The 15,531-nt window shown below is 72.3% G+C and carries 17 protein-coding genes; 2 read left to right on the top strand and 15 right to left on the bottom strand.

From position 1 onward, the window contains the following. Positions 1-156 precede the first annotated feature (156 nt). The 6 genes from Prum_RS26740 to pepN all read right to left on the bottom strand — a co-directional run bounded on the left by Prum_RS26740 (position 157) and on the right by pepN (position 5,590). Positions 157-993 (bottom strand): DegV family protein, encoded by an 837-nt coding sequence (locus Prum_RS26740; RefSeq protein ID WP_173078991.1) that lies wholly within the window; start codon positions 991-993, stop codon positions 157-159. Positions 994-1,028: 35 nt separating this feature from the next. After that, a complete protein-coding gene (locus tag Prum_RS26735; RefSeq protein ID WP_246278112.1) occupies positions 1,029-1,304 on the bottom strand; it encodes a hypothetical protein in 276 nt (91 codons plus the stop codon). Between the two features lie 178 nt (positions 1,305-1,482). Then, complete coding sequence (locus tag Prum_RS26730; RefSeq protein WP_173078989.1) at positions 1,483-2,112, bottom strand: histidine phosphatase family protein; 630 nt, start codon at positions 2,110-2,112, stop codon at positions 1,483-1,485. Beyond that, positions 2,109-2,492, bottom strand: a complete 384-nt coding sequence (gene rsfS / locus Prum_RS26725; protein WP_173078988.1) for a ribosome silencing factor — start codon at positions 2,490-2,492, stop codon at positions 2,109-2,111. Before rsfS ends, Prum_RS26730 begins: the two co-directional genes overlap by 4 nt. Positions 2,493-2,545: 53 nt before the next feature. Continuing rightward, the gene (gene nadD / locus Prum_RS26720) at positions 2,546-3,139 is read right to left on the bottom strand and encodes a nicotinate-nucleotide adenylyltransferase (RefSeq protein ID WP_173078987.1); all 594 of its coding nucleotides are present in this window, start codon (positions 3,137-3,139) and stop codon (positions 2,546-2,548) included. A gap of 9 nt (positions 3,140-3,148) precedes the next feature. Next, positions 3,149-5,590 carry an aminopeptidase N gene (pepN, locus tag Prum_RS26715; RefSeq protein WP_173078986.1) on the bottom strand — a complete coding sequence of 814 codons (2,442 nt, stop codon included), beginning with the start codon at positions 5,588-5,590 and terminating at the stop codon, positions 3,149-3,151. Positions 5,591-5,661: 71 nt separating this feature from the next. Here pepN and Prum_RS26710 point away from each other — a divergent pair, with 71 nt between their 5' ends. After that, positions 5,662-5,880, top strand: a complete 219-nt coding sequence (locus Prum_RS26710; RefSeq protein ID WP_173078985.1) for a DUF397 domain-containing protein — start codon at positions 5,662-5,664, stop codon at positions 5,878-5,880. Between the two features lie 16 nt (positions 5,881-5,896). On the opposite strand, the gene Prum_RS26705 is transcribed toward Prum_RS26710, so the two are convergent. Together Prum_RS26705 and Prum_RS26700 are read right to left on the bottom strand one after the other, a co-directional pair. Then, on the bottom strand, positions 5,897-6,403 hold the full coding sequence (locus Prum_RS26705; RefSeq protein WP_173078984.1) for a hypothetical protein: 507 nt from the start codon (positions 6,401-6,403) through the stop codon (positions 5,897-5,899). An 87-nt stretch (positions 6,404-6,490) separates the two neighbouring features. Further along, positions 6,491-6,895, bottom strand: a complete 405-nt coding sequence (locus Prum_RS26700) for a hypothetical protein (RefSeq protein WP_173078983.1) — start codon at positions 6,893-6,895, stop codon at positions 6,491-6,493. A gap of 63 nt (positions 6,896-6,958) precedes the next feature. Between Prum_RS26700 and Prum_RS26695 the strand changes: the two genes are divergently transcribed. Further along, complete coding sequence (locus Prum_RS26695; protein ID WP_173078982.1) at positions 6,959-8,581, top strand: MFS transporter; 1,623 nt, start codon at positions 6,959-6,961, stop codon at positions 8,579-8,581. On the opposite strand, the gene Prum_RS26690 is transcribed toward Prum_RS26695, so the two are convergent. From Prum_RS26690 to Prum_RS26660, 7 genes are all read right to left on the bottom strand, one after another. After that, positions 8,578-8,964, bottom strand: coding sequence for a GNAT family N-acetyltransferase (locus Prum_RS26690; protein WP_173078981.1), 387 nt, complete (start codon positions 8,962-8,964; stop codon positions 8,578-8,580). The two genes, Prum_RS26695 and Prum_RS26690, sit on opposite strands and share 4 nt — an antisense overlap. Before the next feature lie 62 nt (positions 8,965-9,026). Next, the gene (obgE, locus tag Prum_RS26685; protein ID WP_173078980.1) at positions 9,027-10,448 is read right to left on the bottom strand and encodes a GTPase ObgE; all 1,422 of its coding nucleotides are present in this window, start codon (positions 10,446-10,448) and stop codon (positions 9,027-9,029) included. Between the two features lie 83 nt (positions 10,449-10,531). Beyond that, positions 10,532-10,789, bottom strand: coding sequence for a 50S ribosomal protein L27 (rpmA, locus tag Prum_RS26680; protein WP_173078979.1), 258 nt, complete (start codon positions 10,787-10,789; stop codon positions 10,532-10,534). A gap of 10 nt (positions 10,790-10,799) precedes the next feature. Then, on the bottom strand, positions 10,800-11,114 hold the full coding sequence (rplU, locus tag Prum_RS26675; RefSeq protein ID WP_173078978.1) for a 50S ribosomal protein L21: 315 nt from the start codon (positions 11,112-11,114) through the stop codon (positions 10,800-10,802). 118 nt (positions 11,115-11,232) lie between these two features. Then, positions 11,233-11,736 carry a hypothetical protein gene (locus Prum_RS26670; protein WP_173078977.1) on the bottom strand — a complete coding sequence of 168 codons (504 nt, stop codon included), beginning with the start codon at positions 11,734-11,736 and terminating at the stop codon, positions 11,233-11,235. Positions 11,737-11,746: 10 nt separating this feature from the next. Continuing rightward, complete coding sequence (locus tag Prum_RS26665; protein WP_173084179.1) at positions 11,747-14,470, bottom strand: Rne/Rng family ribonuclease; 2,724 nt, start codon at positions 14,468-14,470, stop codon at positions 11,747-11,749. Between the two features lie 134 nt (positions 14,471-14,604). Then, positions 14,605-15,420 carry a TIGR03936 family radical SAM-associated protein gene (locus tag Prum_RS26660; protein WP_173078976.1) on the bottom strand — a complete coding sequence of 272 codons (816 nt, stop codon included), beginning with the start codon at positions 15,418-15,420 and terminating at the stop codon, positions 14,605-14,607. Between the last annotated feature and the right edge of the window lie 111 nt (positions 15,421-15,531).

Raw genomic sequence — 15,531 nt, 5'->3', positions numbered from 1 at the left:
AAAAGCCCGTCGATCAAGGGCAAACGGTCGTGGATCGGAGATCAAAGCACGACCATTTGCCCTTGATCGACGCAACGAGAGAGCGCGCGCAACGAGAGAGCGCGCGCAACGAGAGGGGCGCGCGAGAGGGGACGGGGAGAGGGCGCGACGAAGGGGCTAGGGGTGGCGGTGGATGACTATGCCTAGGAGGCCGGGGCCTACGTGGGCGGCTACGACGGCGCCTACCTCGGTGACGTAGCGGGCCTTCAGGCGGTCGCCCAGCCGTGCGGCCAGCGTGTCGGCCAGCACCGCGGCCCGCTCACCCGCCCCCAGGTGGTGCACCGCCGCGTCCACATCGGACTCCCCGGCCGCCTCGACGGCCAGGTCGACCAGGCGGGCGAGACCTCGGCTGGCGGTGCGCACCTTGTCGCGTACCACGATCGCGCCGTCGGCGACGTGCAGGATGGGCTTGACGGACAGGGCGGTGCCGAGCAGGGCGGAGGCGGCCCCGATCCGGCCGCCCCGGCGGAGGAACTCGAGCGTGTCGACGTACAGCAGCGTGGTGGTGCGGGCGATCGCGGCGCGGGCGGCGGCGCGTACTCCGGCCAGGTCGGCACCGGCCGCGGCGGCCGCGGCGGCCGCGAGCGCCGGGAAGCCGAGGCCCATGCCCGCCGATCGGGCGTCGACGACCGCGACCCGCTCGCCCACCTCGGCCGCGGCGAGCGCCGCGGACTCGACGGTGCCGGACAGGTCGGCGGACAGGTGGATCGACACGACGCCGGGCGCGCCGGCGTCGAGCAGCCGGCGGTACGCGGACACGAACTGCTCCGGCGCGGGCCGGGACGTGGTCACGCTGACCCGGCGCGCGCTCAGCGCCCGAGCGACCTCGGTGGGCGTGACGTCCACCCCGTCCAGGCCCTCGACGCCGTTGATCACGACGGTGAGCGGGACGACGGTGACGTCGTGCCCGGTGGGGAGGTACGCGGTGGAATCGGTGACGACCGCGACAGGCATGCCGGCACCGTAGCCGATCAACCCGGGAACGGTCCTCAGCCGGACAGCACCTCGCTGACCACGAACGGCGTGCCCTGCTGGCAGGTCGTCATCATGCCCTGCTCCACCCGCCCTCGAACGGTGACCGTGGCCCCCACCGCGAACGAGTCGCGGTTGATCCCGGGCCCGGGCAGCAGGAGGTAGTTGTTGAGCAGCCGGCAGCCGGACTCGACGCCCTCGGCGACCTGGCCGGTGAGCGTCATCTCGGCGCCCGGGCTGGGCTTGCCGGTCGCGCGGCCGAACGGCTTGCCTGAGGAGGTCGGTGAAGGCACTGGCAGATCCTCCGGGGGCGACGAAGGCGACGACGACGCGGAGGGCAGGGAGGAAGGTGACTGTCCATCGGTGCCCGCACAACCACTGAGCAAGGTGGCCGCCAAGGCGACGGCGAGGACGGTGGCGCGACGCGTACCCATATGTGATCCGACGCTACCGCACGCGCGGCGGTTCCGCTCAGACGGGAGATGGCGTGGGGCGCTGGGGCGACGCGCCCGAGTTGTGCGCGCGCAGCCACCAGCCGCGGACCTGGTCGTGGCCGAGGTCGGTCCAGTGGCAGTTCTGCAGCGGCCCCAGGGTGCGCATCACCGAGGCCGGCCAGCCCAGCAGGAAGCCGCAGCCCTGCCGCGCCGCGCCGCCGTGGGTGGCGACGACGACGGTGCCGCCGGGCACCGAGTCGGCCGCCTCTCCGAGCGCCTGACCGACGCGTTTGCCGAGGTCGTCGAGGGTCTCCACGTCGCAGCCGAGGGGCTGCTCGCCGGCCCGCCAGCGGGTGTACTGCTCCGGGAAGTGCGCCGCAACCTCGGTGATCGTGAGCCCCTGCCACTGCCCGTACGACCGTTCGCGCAGGCGCGGGTCGGTGCGCACCGGCAGGCCGGTGAGCCCGGCGAGCGCGGCGGCGGTGTCGGCCGCGCGCCGCAGGTCGCTGGCGACGATGGCGTCGGGGTGCAGCGCGGCGATCAGCGGTGCCGCGGCGGCCGCCTGCTCCCGCCCGAGGTCGTTGAGGGCGGTGTCGGTCTGTCCCTGGACCCGATCGGAGGCGTTCCAATCGGTGTTGCCGTGGCGCCAGACGATCAGACGGGTCATTCCGCTTCGACCAGGGCGCGATCCACGAACGGGATCGTCGGGCAGTCCTTCCACAGCCGGTCGAGGGCGTAGAACTCCCGCTCCTCCGTGTGCTGCACGTGCACGACCACGTCGATGTAGTCCAGCAGGACCCACCGGCCGGCCCGCTCACCCTCGCGGCGCGCTGGCTTGGCCTTTTCCGGCAGGCCGACCAGCGCCTCCTCGATCGCGTCGACGATCGCCTGCACCTGGCGCTCGTTGGGCGCCGAGGCGAGCACGAAGGCGTCGGTGATGACCATCTGGTCAGCCACGTCGATGATGAGGATGTCGTGCGCCTTCTTGTCGGCGGCGGCCTGGGCGGCGCTGAGCGCCAGCTCGCGGGCGCGCTCGGATGCAGTCACCCGACAAGCCTCTCACATGGCCCGCGTTGGCGCGTGCGAGTAAACCGGACAAACTACCGATAAAGCCGACGCTTGGCGATGTACTGCACCACACCGTCGGGCACGAGGTACCAGACCGGCTTGCCGGCGGCGACCCGTTCGCGGCACTCGGTCGACGAGATCGCCATGGCCGGCACCTGCACGAGACTCACCGCGTCGGCCGGCAAATGCGCGTTGGACAGCGCGAACCCGGGCCGGGTCACCCCGATGAAGTGCGCCATCTCGAACATCTGGTCGGTGTCCTTCCAGGACAGCATCTTCTGCAGCGCGTCCGCGCCGGTGATGAAGAAGAGCTGCGCCTTCGGGCCGTACTCGGCGCGCAGGTCGCGCAGCGTGTCCACGGTGTAGGTGGGCCCGTCCCGGTCGATGTCGACGCGGCTGACGTGAAACTGCGGGTTCGAGGCGGTCGCGATGACCGTCATCAGGTACCGGTCTTCGGGCGGGCTGACCGTGACGCCGCCCTTCTGCCACGGCTCGCCGGTCGGGACGAAGACCACCTCGTCCAGCGCGAACCGGTCGGCCACCTCGCTGGCCGCCACCAGGTGGCCGTGGTGGATCGGGTCGAAAGTGCCACCCATGATGCCGATCCGGCGCGAATCATCCGCCATTGCCGAATCCTAGATCGTTTGCTGCCGGGTCCGGGCGGCAAGGGCCCGGCGCAGGTCGTCGTCCGAGTCCACCACCACCCGGCGCAGTCCGGGCCCGAGGTCGTCGCGGGCCAGCAGCGCCGCGGCCATTTCCCGGGTGGAGGCCGCCACGGCGTAGCGGGGATAGGCCACCGCCGCGATCCGGTCGGCAACCCAAGGGGTACGCAGCCGCGCGGCAGCCGGCATTTCGGCGAAGTAGCGCTCCACATAGGACTCGGTCAGGACCGCCTGATCCGGTTGCCAGAAGCCCTCGGCGCACGCCTCGACGAGCCGGCCCGCCAGCGTGGTGTCGGCGGTGAGGACGCGCCAGGCCCGCTCCTTGGCCACCGGATCCGGCCGCGCGGCGCGGCACCTGGCCGCCCACTGCTCGCCGGTCGCGCTGCGGTCCGCCGCCAGTTCCGCCTCGATCTCGTCCGCGCCGGCCGCGCCGAGCACGGCCAGCCGGTGGTAAAGCTCCCAGCGCAGGTCGGCGTCGACCTTCAGCCCATCGGGTACGTCGACGCCGGTCAGCCAGCCGCGAAAGCGCGCCGCGTCGGTGCCGGCGGCGACCAGCCCGCGTACGGCGGCGAGCTGGTGCGACCCGCCCGGCAGCGCACCGGCCAGGAGCCGTTCGCACGCCTGGGCGACCCGCCGAAGCGCCAACTCCCGCTGGGCGCCGGTGAGGTAGCGGCGCACCAGGTCGGTGCTCATCCGCAGCACATCTTCGATCACGACCAGCTCGGTCTCGGCGGGCAGGGCGGCGTCGACGAGTGCGACGAGGTCGGCCACCGGCCGGTCGCCGTCGCGTACGGCGTCCACAGTGGATGCCCACACCAGCGCGCGGGCCAGTGGGTCGCCGATCCGCGCCACGGCATCGGCCGACCCGTAGTCCAGGCGCACCTTGGCGTACGTCAGGTCGCCGTCGTTGACCAGCAACAGGTCCCCGGCCAGGTCCGGCACCCTCGTCCGTCCACCCTGGATGTCCACCTCCACGCGGCGGGTGAGCACGCCACCGTCGTACACGCCGATGCCGATCCGGTGTGGGCGCGGCGGCTCCCCCGTCTGGACGATGTGGACGGTGTCGCCGACCTCGGCGCGCAACGTGTTGGCCCCCGACCGGCGCAGCCACGCGTCGGCCCAGCCGGCCAGGTCCCGCCCGCTCGCCTCGGACAGCGCGCCCAGCAGGTCCGCCAGCGTGGCGTTGCCGAAGCGGTGCGCCGCGAAGTGCGCCCGCAACCCGGCCAGGAACGGCTCGTCCCCCAACCACGCGACGAGCTGGCGCAGCACCGACGCGCCCTTGGCGTACGAGATGCCGTCGAAGTTGAGCAACGCCAGCGCGGCGTCGGCGACCTCGTCCGGGGCGACCGGGTGCGTGGACGGCCGCTGGTCGGCGATGTAGCCCCACGCCTTGCGGCGCATCGCGAACGTGGTCCACGCCTGCCGGAAACGGGTGGCCTCGGCGGTCACCCGTACGCCCAGATACTCGGCGAACGACTCGTTCAGCCACAGGTCGTCCCACCAGCGCATGGTGACCAGGTCGCCGAACCACATGTGGGCCATCTCATGCGCGATCGTGGTCGCCCGCAGCTGCCGCTGGCTGTCGGTGACGACCGACCGGAAGAGATACTCGTCGCGAAACGTCACCAGGCCGGGATTCTCCATCGCGCCGGCGTTGAACTCCGGCACGAACGCCTGGTCGTACTTGCCGAACGCGTACCGCACGCCGAAGAGCTCATGGAAGCGGTCCAGGCACTGCCGGGTCACCGTGAAGATCTCGTCGGCGTCCTTGTCCAGCTCGACGGCCAGCGAACGCCGGGCGTAGAGCCCCAGCGGGACGTCGTCGTGCACCTCGTGGCGGGCGTGGTACGGCCCCGCGATCAGCGAGACGAAGTACGTGGCGAGCGGCTCGGTGGTGGCGAACGTGTGCCGCCCGCCCGCGCTCGCCGCGTGCGCACCGTTGGCGGCGACCAGCCAACCGGCCGGCGCCGTCACCGTCAGAGTGACGGGCGCCTTCAGGTCCGGCTGGTCGAAGCAGGCGAACACGCGCGGCGCGGCGTCCAGAAACGACACCGCGTACAGGTAGACCTCGCCGTCGGCGGGATCCACGAAGCGGTGCAGCCCTTCCCCCGTGTTGGAATACGCCATCTCCGCCTCGACGACGAGCTCGTTGCGCTCCCGCAGCGCCGGCAGCGGCAGCCGGTCGCCGTCCAGCGTGGCCACGTCGAGCGGTACGCCGTTGAGCCGGGCCGCCACCAACCGTGCCGGCTTGACGTCGACGAACGTGCTCGCGCCCGCCCGGCCCGCGTGAAACCGAACCACGGACGTCGACCGGAACCACCCACCGTCGCCCGTCACGTCCAGTTCCACGTCATACGAGTCGACGGTGAGCAGGCCGGCCCGCTCGACCGCCTCGACACGGGTCAGGCTATGCATCCGCCCATGGTGCCCGATCGGCGGCGGTATACCCTCTCGGTGTCTGATTCATCCTGTGAAGGAGCGGCGTGATGGCCCAGCACCCCAAGGGCGACTTTGACCTGTCCCGGGCGGTGTGGCAGCGGGCCAAGGAGGACGACTCGGGGAGCGCCGTCGAGGTCGCCTTCGTCGACGAGCTGATCGGACTGCGCAACTCCGGCGAGCCCGACGGCCCGGTGCTCGTGTTCACCAAGGACGAGTGGGACGCCTTCGTCGGCGGCGCCCAAGACGGCGAATTCGACGTCGAATAACCGCTCTCTGGGGCAGTTAGCCGTCCAGGAGGGCGTGGATGGCGTCGGGGTGGGACAGGCGGGGCATCAGCCGGCGTAGTTGGAGCGCCAGGTTGATCGCGACCAGCACCGGCTCGTCGTCGGGCAGCTCGTAGCCCATCCGGCGGCGCAGCCACAGGCCCACCTCGGCCCAGCTGTAGAACGACGTGTCGCAGCCCGGGTTGAGCGGCGGCGGAAACCCGCCCGGCCCCTGCCGCCCGACGGACCACAGCCGTACGATCTCGCGGGATCGCCCGATCCGGCTCGCGATGTCGGCCAGCGTCACCCAGTCACCCGTGACGATCCGGAGCGGCCGCAGCCCGGCGGCCTCCAGGTCGTGCACCGCCGACATGGCCGCGTCGGCAAGGTGTGGCGCGGGCCGGCGCACGGCCACGGATCCGATGCCCTCGCGCAGACCGTCGTCGACCGCCAGGTCTTCGTACGCCCGGAGGGCCGCCGCGGACGGCACGTCGGCCAGGACCACCACAAGCTGCTGAATCCACACGCCACCAGCGAAGCCCACCCGCGCCCCGCCAGGAGGAGCCAGCACCAGGGGCCAGCCCTGGCCCCCGCCATCATCGACGGCCGACCGTCAGAGGGCGTCGTCCAGGAGGATCTCGCGCTGGTCGGTGGGGGTCATCAGGTAGATGCCGAGCAGCCGGACGCCCATCTTGGCGCACACCTCGTACGCGCTGTGGAACCAGACCCGGTCGACGTCTTGGACGGCGCTCGACCCGGGCCTGGTCAGCGCGACAAGGAGCGCGCCGTGCGGCTCGCTGGCGATGAGGGCACCGGCGAACACGGAGATCGTGTGCGCGCAGTCCGCCGGATCGGACCGGGGCGGCAGGTCGTCGACCGGGCAGTGCAGGCGGACGCGGTTGTCCGCGTCGCACAGCACGAACCGCACGCCGCGACGACCGCGGTCGGCTCGGGCGATGGACTCGGACAGATGGGCCTCGATGGCCTCCGGGCTGTCCAGGACGGGCGGCTCGCTCATGGATGTCCATCGTTTCACCGCCAGCGCCTGCGCGCCGCCCCTCCGCGGTGAAAACTAAGACAGATGAAGACCGACCGACAGCACAGTCCTTGGCTCGTACTCGCCACCCTCTGCCTCGGCTTCTTCATGATCCTGCTGGACACCACGATCGTGAACATCGCGATCCCGGACATGAGTGCCGACCTCAACGCGTCCCTCGACCAGATCCTGTGGATCGTCAACGCGTACGTCCTGGTGTACGCCGTACTCCTGATCACGGCCGGACGCCTCGGCGACCTGTACGGCCCCAAGCAGCTGTTCATCGTCGGCCTGGTGGTGTTCACGCTGGCCTCGGCGGCGTGCGGCTTCGCCACCAGCCCGAGCCAGCTCATCGCGGGCCGGATCGTGCAGGGCGTCGGCGGGGCGCTGCTGACCCCGCAGACGCTCTCGATGATCACCGTGATCTTCCCGGCGGAAAAACGCGGGGCCGCGTTCGGCGTCTGGGGCGCGGTGGCCGGAGTGGCCACGGTCACCGGCCCGACGCTGGGCGGCTACCTGGTCACCGACTGGGGCTGGGAGTGGATCTTCTTCGTCAACGTGCCGGTCGGTGCCGTCACGATCGCGCTCGCCGTGGCCGTGATGCCCAACCTGAGGCTCAACCGAGAGCACCGCCTGGACTGGCCCGGCACGTTCCTCGCGAGCACCGGCCTCTTCCTCGTCACGTACGGCCTGATCGAGGGCGAGTCGCACCACTGGGGCAAGGTGTGGGGGCCGGTCACGATCCCGATGGTCATCGGCGCCGGCGTGCTCATCCTGGCCGCGTTCTTCGCGCAGCAGTACGCCGCCCGCGCCCGGGAGCCGCTCGTCCCGTTCTCGATCTTCTCGGACCGCAACTTCTCGCTGATGAACTGGGTGGTCGGCGCGATCGCGTTCGGCATGTTCGGGCTCTTCCTGCCGCTGGTGCTCTTCCTCCAGTCGGTGATCGGGCTGAGCGCGCTGCAGGCCGGCCTGGCGCTCGCCCCGATGTCGCTGGTCACGATGTGTATCGCGCCGTTCGCCGGGCGGGCCGCGGACCGGATCGGCGGCAAGTGGATCCTGTTCACCGGGCTGAGCCTGTGGTCGGTCGGCATGGGGCTGGTGGTCTGGCTCGCCCGGGGCGACGCGGGCCAGTGGACGCTGCTGCCCGGCCTTCTGGTCGCCGGCACCGGGCTGGGCATGACGTTCGCGCCGTTGCAGACGATCGCGATGCGCAACATCGCGCCGCGCATGGCCGGCGCCGCGTCCGGCCTGATCAACACCAGCCGGCAGCTCGGCGGGGTGATCGGGCTGGCCGCGGTGGGCGCATTGCTACAGGCACAACTCGCCAGCCAGCTCCGCGAGTCGGCGCAGGCCAACGCGCAGTCGGTGCCGCCGGAGTTCCGCAGCCAGTTCGTGGCCGGGTTCAGCGATGCCAGCACGGGCAGCCTGCACGTCGGCGCCGGTCAGTCCGGGGTGCCCCTGCCACCCGGCGTCCCCGAGCAGGCCCGGCAGGCGATCACGGCGGCCGCCGAGCGGACGTTCCACGACGGGTTCACCGACGCCATGCGCGCGACGCTGATCCTGCCGCTGGTGCTGCTGGCCGCCGCCGCGCTCTCGTGCCTGTTCATCCGCCAGGACGCCCACGACCGGGCACCGGCCGCGGAGGAAACGGCGGCTCCGGTGGCTTAGGCCGCCACCAGGATGTGCTTCTCGTAGCGGACCCGGCCCGGCCCGTCGGGACGCTCGACGTACCCCGCCGAACGGGACAGCGCCACCGCGGCGGACTGGTCCGCGCCCATCTCCATCCGCAGCACCGTGTGCCCCGCGCCGAGCGCCATCTCCTCCAGGGCGGCCAGCAACTGCCGGGCGATCCCCCGGCCGCGGAACGCCGGACGCACGTACACCCGCGTGATCTCGCCCGTCTGCGCGTCGAGCGCCCGCAGTCCCCCGCAGGCGATCGCCCGACCGTCCACCACCCCCACGAGGTACTGGACGTCCTCCGGCTCCGGCTGCTGCGCGGCGATCAGGGTGGCCAGTTCGGGATCGGTGGTGGGTCGGGCTTGGATCAACACAGCCCAAAGTTAACCAGACGCGATTTACGGTTGGTTTCGCCCACGTGGACCGGATACGGACACTACTCGTCGTCGGCGTCGTCCGAGGACTCGATCTGGGGCCGGCGGGCATTGCGCGCCGCCAGCCGCTCCGCCGCCGTGGTCCGGTCCGACTGCTCCTCCAGCCGCGTGTCAGAGCCGCGCGGGCCGCTGACGTACTCGCCAACCGTCGGGTGCCAGTCGAACTCGCGGGCGCCGATCCGGACCGGGTCGCCGGGCGCGGCGCCGGCCTTGGCGAGCGCCTCCTCCACCCCGAGCCGCTCCAGCCGGTCGGCCAGGAAGCCGATCGCCTCGTCGTTGTCGAAGTTGGTCTGGCGAACCCAGCGCTCCGGCCGCAGCCCGCGGACGACGTACACGCCGTCCTCCTCGGTCACCGTGAAGCCGGCGTCGTCGACCGCCGTCGGGCGGATGACGATGCGGGTCGGCTCCTGGATCGGGGCGAGGTCGCGGGCCTGCTGGACCATTTCCGCCAGCGCGAACGTGAGCTCCCGCAGGCCCTCGCGGGTCGCCGTGCTGACCTCGAAGACGCGCAGCCCGCGGGCCTCGATGTCGGAGCGGGTGATCTCGGCGAGGTCGCGCGCGTCCGGCACGTCGACCTTGTTGAGCACCACCATGCGCGGCCGGTCGGCCAGGCCGCCGTACTCGGCCAGCTCCGCCTCGATGGCGTCGATGTCGCTGATCGGGTCGCGGCCCGGGTCGAGCGTCGCGGCGTCGACGACGTGGACGAGGACCGCGCAGCGCTCGATGTGCCGCAGGAACTCCAGCCCCAGGCCCTTGCCCGAGGCGGCGCCGGGGATGAGCCCCGGCACGTCGGCGATCGTGAACGTGTGGTCGTCGACCCGGACGACGCCCAGGTTGGGCACCAGCGTGGTGAACGGGTAGTCGGCGATCTTCGGCTTGGCCGCGGACAGCACCGAGATCAGCGACGACTTGCCCGCCGACGGAAAGCCGACCAGCCCGACGTCGGCGACGCTCTTCAGCTCCAGGACCACCTCGAGCCGGTCACCGGGCTCGCCCAGCTCGGCGAAGCCGGGCGCCTTGCGCTTCGAGCTGGCGAGGGCGGCGTTTCCGCGCCCACCGCGCCCACCGCGGGCGATCTCCAGCAGGGTGCCGGCGCCCACCAGGTCGGCGATCGGCTCGCCGGCCAGCGTCTGCACCACGGTCCCGTCGGGGACCTTGAGCACCAGGTCGGCACCCTTGGCTCCGTCCCGGTTGGAGCCCTGGCCGCCCTTGCCGTTCTCGGCCTTGATGTGCGGCCGGAAGTGGAAGTCCAGCAGCGTGGTTACCTGCGCGTCGACGACCAGCGAGACGCTGCCGCCGTGCCCGCCGTCGCCGCCGTCCGGCCCGCCGAACGGTTTGAACTTCTCCCGGTGGATGGAGACGCAGCCGTGCCCACCGTCACCCGCCTGGAGGTGCAGTGTGACCCGGTCGACAAAGGTCGCCACGTCGCTATCCTTCCCACACAAAGAAACCCACACAAAGAGAAACGGGCCGGGACCCCCAGGTCCTCGGCCCGCTTCAGTACGTCTTACTGCGCCGCCGGCACGATGTTGACGACCTTGCGGCCGCGCTTGGTGCCGAACTGGACCGAACCCGCGGCCAGGGCGAAGAGCGTGTCGTCGCCGCCGCGGCCAACCAGGTCGCCGGGGTGGAACTTGGTGCCCCGCTGGCGGATGAGGATCTCGCCGGCGCTGACGACCTGCCCGCCGAACCGCTTCACGCCGAGGCGCTTAGCCTCGGAGTCGCGGCCGTTCCGCGAGCTGGATGCACCCTTTTTGTGAGCCATTCTCGGTCGCCTACTTCCCGGTGGAGATGCCGGTCACCTTCACCTGCGTCAGCGGCTGGCGGTGCCCCTGGCGCTTGTGGTAACCGGTCTTGTTCTTGAACTTGTGGATCCGGATCTTGGGGCCCTTGGTGTGCGCGGCGATCTCGCCGGACACCGCGACCTTGGCCAGCTTGGCCGTATCGGTGATCAGGTCATCACCGTCGACGAGGAGCACCGCGGGGAGGGTCACCGCATCGCCGGGCTCGCCGACGAGCTTCTCGACCTCGATCACGTCGCCCTCGGCGACCTTGTACTGCTTGCCGCCGGTCTTGACGATCGCGTACATCGGACGCGGACTCCCTGTCGTTGAGTGACTGTCGTTGAGTGGGCACACTAACCGAACGCATCGAAAATGCGCCGCAGGCAAGAGTACGTGAACGCACCCCGAAACACCAATTCGAGCGCTAGGCCGTGCACAGGGCGTCCAAGCGCTGCTGGAGCTGGTCGAGCTTGGCGTCGTCGACGCTGTCGATGTCGGCCCGCATGGTGTCCACCTCGGCCCCGATCTCGGCCAGCACCTGCTTGAGCCGAGGGTCGGTGGCCTTGGCGGACTGCTCCTTCACCGCGGCCGCCCAGGACCTCAGGGCCGCCTCGGCCTTGCCCTTGGCCTCCTCGGCGGCAGCGGTGTCGCCCTTGCCGGACGCCGTGAGCATGGCGCCCAGCTCCGTGATGAACGTGGTCACCGCCTGCCCACCCGCGTTCTGCGCGGCCGCACAGACCTCCTGGGCGTTCCCCGTCGCCGGCGCGGTGGCTCCCGCCGAAGCGGGCGCGGAAGCCGAGGCCGCCCCCGACGCGGCAGACGCCGTCGTAGCACCCGGCGCCGGCGTGGCCGCCGGGGCGTCCGACGAGCCGGTGCACCCCGCACCCAGCGCCAGCACGGCCACCCCCAGGCAGAGCAGTCGTCGCACGAAGACCCCGCTAGGGGCGGGTGCGGCGGCGGGTGCCGCCACGGCGGGTGCGGCGGCGGGCGGCGGGTTCGTCCTCGTCTGCGGCGTCCGGGTCGTCGGGGCCGGCCAGGCGCACGGGCTCGGCGGGGTCTTCCACCTCGTCGGGCTCGTCCAGCGCCGGGGTTTCGTAGCGGGACAGGTCGTACCCCATCGTGTCGTCAGGGTCGTCCTCGCCGGCAGCGGGCTCGATGACCGGCGACACGGCCGCGTCACCGCCCCGGCGCCCCCGGCGGCGGGGCGAGACCACACCCGACGGCGCCTCGGGCTTCGAGGCGGCCGCCACGGCCTTCACGCCCGCGGAGCCGCCCGAGCCGGCGGCGGTGGAGGCGCCCGAGCCCGGCGCGGTCCCCCGGACCGGCACCGGCTCGGTGTGGATGATCAGACCCCGGCCCTTGCAGTGCTCGCACGTCTCGCTGAACGCCTCCAGCAGGCCGGCGCCGATCCGCTTCCGGGTCATCTGCACGAGGCCCAGCGAGGTGATCTCGGTGACCTGGTGCTTGGTGCGGTCCCGGCCGAGGCACTCGGTCAGCCGGCGCAGCACCAGCTCCCGGTTCGACTCCAGCACCATGTCGATGAAGTCGATCACCACGATGCCGCCGAGGTCGCGCAGCCGCAGCTGGCGCACGATCTCCTCGGCCGCTTCGAGGTTGTTGCGGGTCACGGTCTCTTCGAGGTTGCCGCCCGCGCCGGTGTACTTGCCGGTGTTGACGTCGATCACGGTCATCGCCTCGGTGCGGTCGATGACCAGGTGGCCGCCGGAGGGCAGGAAGACCTTCCGGTCCAGGCCCTTGAGGATCTGCTCGTCGATCCGCTTCTCGGCGAAGACGTCCACCGCGCCGGCGTGCCGCCGCAGCCGGGCGACCAGGTCCGGCGAGACGTGCTGCAGGTACGACTCGACCATGTCGTACGCGCCGTCGCCCTGCACCACCAGCTCGCGGAAGTCCTCGTTGAACAGGTCGCGCACGACCCGGATCACCAGGTCGGGCTCCTCGTACAGCAGCGCGGGCGCGCCGCCCTCCGCGGCCCGGGCCTGGATGTCCTCCCACTGCGCCTGCAGCCGCTTGACGTCGCGGGCCAGCTCGTCCTCGCTGGCGCCCTCGGCCGCCGTACGCACGATCACGCCCGCGCCGTCCGGCACCATCTTCTTGAGCACGTCACGCAGCCGCTTGCGCTCGTTGTCCGGCAGCTTGCGGCTGATCCCGGACGCGTTGCCGTGCGGGACGTACACCAGGTGCCGGCCGGACAGCGCGATGTGGCTGGTCAGCCGGGCGCCCTTGTGGCCGATCGGGTCCTTGGTCACCTGGACGAGCACCGAGTCGCCGGACTTGAGCGCCTGCTCGATCGAGCGCGCCCGCCCTTCCAGGCCGGTGGCGTCCCAGTTCACCTCGCCGGCGTACAGCACGGCGTTGCGCCCGCGCCCCACGTCGACGAACGCCGCCTCCATGCTGGGCAGCACGTTCTGCACCTTGCCGAGGTAGACGTTGCCGGCCATGGTGCCCGCCGAGGCGCGCGTGACGTAGTGCTCGACCAGCACCCCGTCCTCGAGCACCGCGATCTGGGTGCGGTCGCCGCGCTGGCGTACCACCATGACCCGGTCGACGGCCTCGCGCCGCGCCAGGAACTCCGACTCGCTCAGGATCGGCGGCCGCGTGCGGCGCTGCTCGCGCCCGTCGCGCCGGCGCTGCCGCTTGGCCTCCAGGCGGGTCGAGCCGGACACGCCCTGCACCTCGTCCGCGCCGCGGCGCGGCTCGCGGATCTTGACGACCGTGGGCACGCCGTCGTCGGCCCCGGACTCGACGTCGCTCGCGCCCCTGCGCCGGCGGCGCCTGCGGCGCCGGGTCAGCGCCTCGCCGTCCTCGTCCTCTTCCTCCTCGTCGGCCGCCTCGGCGACCTCTTCCTCTTCGGCCTCGTCGTCCGCGGGCCCACGACCCCGACCGCGGCCGCGACGGCCGCGACGGCGCCGCCGGCGGCCGGCCGGCGAGTCGTCGTCCTCGTCGTCTTCGTCGTCCTCGACGTCCGCCGCGCTGCTCTCCTCGGCGACCTCCGGCTCGACTTCCGCCACTTCCGGGGTACGCCGTGCGCGTCGCCGCCGGCGAGAGGGCTCGGCCGGTTCGGGGCTTTCGTCCGGGGTGACCGCCTCGGGGGCGGCGGCCGTCGCCGCCACCGGTGCCTCGGCCTCTTCCGTGCGCCCCCGGCGGGCGGTACGGACGGGCGGCTTCTCTTCCGCCTCGGGCGCCATGAAGAGCACGGACGGGGCAACGGCTGCCGGCGGTCGCTCCGCTCGCGCGGGCTGCGCGGCCTCGGCGGTGCCGTCTTCGCTCACCGGTCCGGACGGCGCCGGCCCGGTAGCCAGGGTGGCCCGGCGCCGGCGGGTGGCCGGAGCGGGCTCCTCGGCGACCCCGACGGGCTCCTGGACCGGTGGCTCCTCGGCGGGAGCGGCGGCCTTCTTGCGCCTGGTTCGGGTGGTTTTCGCCGGGGCGGCCGCCTCGACCTCCGCACCCGACTCGTCCGCCACTACGGCCTTGCGCCGTCGGCGGGTCGGGGTGGTGACCTCCGCGCCGGGCTCTGCCGACTCGACCGGTTCGACCGCTTTGCGCCTGGTACGGGCGCGCTTGACAGGGGTGGTGCTTTCGGCGGTATCGCCGGCCGGTTCGGAACCGGTCCGGTCACCGCCCTCTGGCTCGTTGTCGAGCATGGGCGTTCTCCAGTTCTGGCGGCCCCGGGCGCGGGTGAGCGCTGCCACGCAGGGTCGCCGCAAGGTGTTTCCGGAGGCGCACCCGGGAGGGCGGGCCACCGAAGTCTGCCTGCTGAGCGCTGGCCGGAAACCGGCTAGCGTTCACCGATGGGTATCCCGTCGCGATCCGCCTCCAACGGATCGACGATCTCCCCCTGCGCGGTCAGCGTGCCCTGTGCCAGCCGGGTCGCTCGCGGCGGTACCGGCGGCTCCAGGTCGGCCACCACGCGGAGGCCGGAAAGGACGTCATCGGGTCGGACGGAGGGGGTGACCTGCCGTACGACTAGGTCGAGTATCGCACACGGTACGCCCGTGACCTCGGTTGGTGCCGCGACCGGAAGAATCACAGCGATCCGGACCACCGCCCCGCGGGCATCGAACGAGCGCCGCCCCTGCTTGGTCAGGCGCTCCACGGGCACCGTCTCGGCCTGCGCGAACGCGTTCGCGGCGTGCCTCAGCGTGTCGGGCTCGACGCCCGGCAGCTCGATCCGCCAGTGCGAGGCGTCGATCCGCTCGGCGAGGCTGGTGCCGGGCTTCGCCTCGACCGCGTCGAGCACGTCCAACCCGGGCGACAGGGCGGCGTCGAGCGCGTCCCGCACCCGGACGGGGTCCGTCACCGCCTGCAGGCCGATCTCCAGGTACTCGGCCTCGCTGGCCACCCCGGTCGGCGCCGCGCTCGCGTACGAGATCTTGGGGTGCGGGGTGAAGCCCTGCGAGAAGGCGATGGGCACACCGGCTCGGCGCACGGCGCGCTCGAAGGCGCGGGCGAAGTCACGGTGCGAGGTGAACCGGAGCGGGCCGCGCTTGGCGTACCGGATCCGGATCCGCTGGACCACCGGCGCCTGCCCGCCCTCCGGCTGCGGTTTCTTGCTGATCGCGCTGCTCCTTATGAGACGAGGTTCACCCCCCATCCTCGCGCACGAGCCCCGCCCCCCGCGCCGTACCCCCGCGCCCCCGCGCGGACCTCGCGCCCGTCCGCGCGGACCTCACGCCCTCCGCGCCCGTCCGCGCGCAGCGCGCCA

Origin of the sequence: Phytohabitans rumicis (assembly GCF_011764445.1) — a bacterium.
GTDB classification, from domain to species: Bacteria; Actinomycetota; Actinomycetes; order Mycobacteriales; family Micromonosporaceae; genus Phytohabitans; species Phytohabitans rumicis.
The sequence above is the reverse complement of the archived record's forward strand: the minus strand, read 5'-3'. Positions and strand labels throughout refer to the sequence as shown.

Coding starts and splice junctions, on each gene's coding strand:
- Prum_RS26740 (WP_173078991.1), bottom strand. CDS start 993: ATGCCTGTCGCGGTCGTCACCGATTCCACCGCGTACCTCCCCACCGGG.
- Prum_RS26730 (WP_173078989.1), bottom strand. CDS start 2,112: ATGACCCGTCTGATCGTCTGGCGCCACGGCAACACCGATTGGAACGCC.
- nadD (WP_173078987.1), bottom strand. CDS start 3,139: ATGGCGGATGATTCGCGCCGGATCGGCATCATGGGTGGCACTTTCGAC.
- pepN (WP_173078986.1), bottom strand. CDS start 5,590: ATGCATAGCCTGACCCGTGTCGAGGCGGTCGAGCGGGCCGGCCTGCTC.
- Prum_RS26710 (WP_173078985.1), top strand. CDS start 5,662: ATGGCCCAGCACCCCAAGGGCGACTTTGACCTGTCCCGGGCGGTGTGG.
- Prum_RS26700 (WP_173078983.1), bottom strand. CDS start 6,895: ATGAGCGAGCCGCCCGTCCTGGACAGCCCGGAGGCCATCGAGGCCCAT.
- Prum_RS26695 (WP_173078982.1), top strand. CDS start 6,959: ATGAAGACCGACCGACAGCACAGTCCTTGGCTCGTACTCGCCACCCTC.
- rpmA (WP_173078979.1), bottom strand. CDS start 10,789: ATGGCTCACAAAAAGGGTGCATCCAGCTCGCGGAACGGCCGCGACTCC.
- rplU (WP_173078978.1), bottom strand. CDS start 11,114: ATGTACGCGATCGTCAAGACCGGCGGCAAGCAGTACAAGGTCGCCGAG.
- Prum_RS26665 (WP_173084179.1), bottom strand. CDS start 14,470: ATGCTCGACAACGAGCCAGAGGGCGGTGACCGGACCGGTTCCGAACCG.
- Prum_RS26660 (WP_173078976.1), bottom strand. CDS start 15,420: ATGGGGGGTGAACCTCGTCTCATAAGGAGCAGCGCGATCAGCAAGAAA.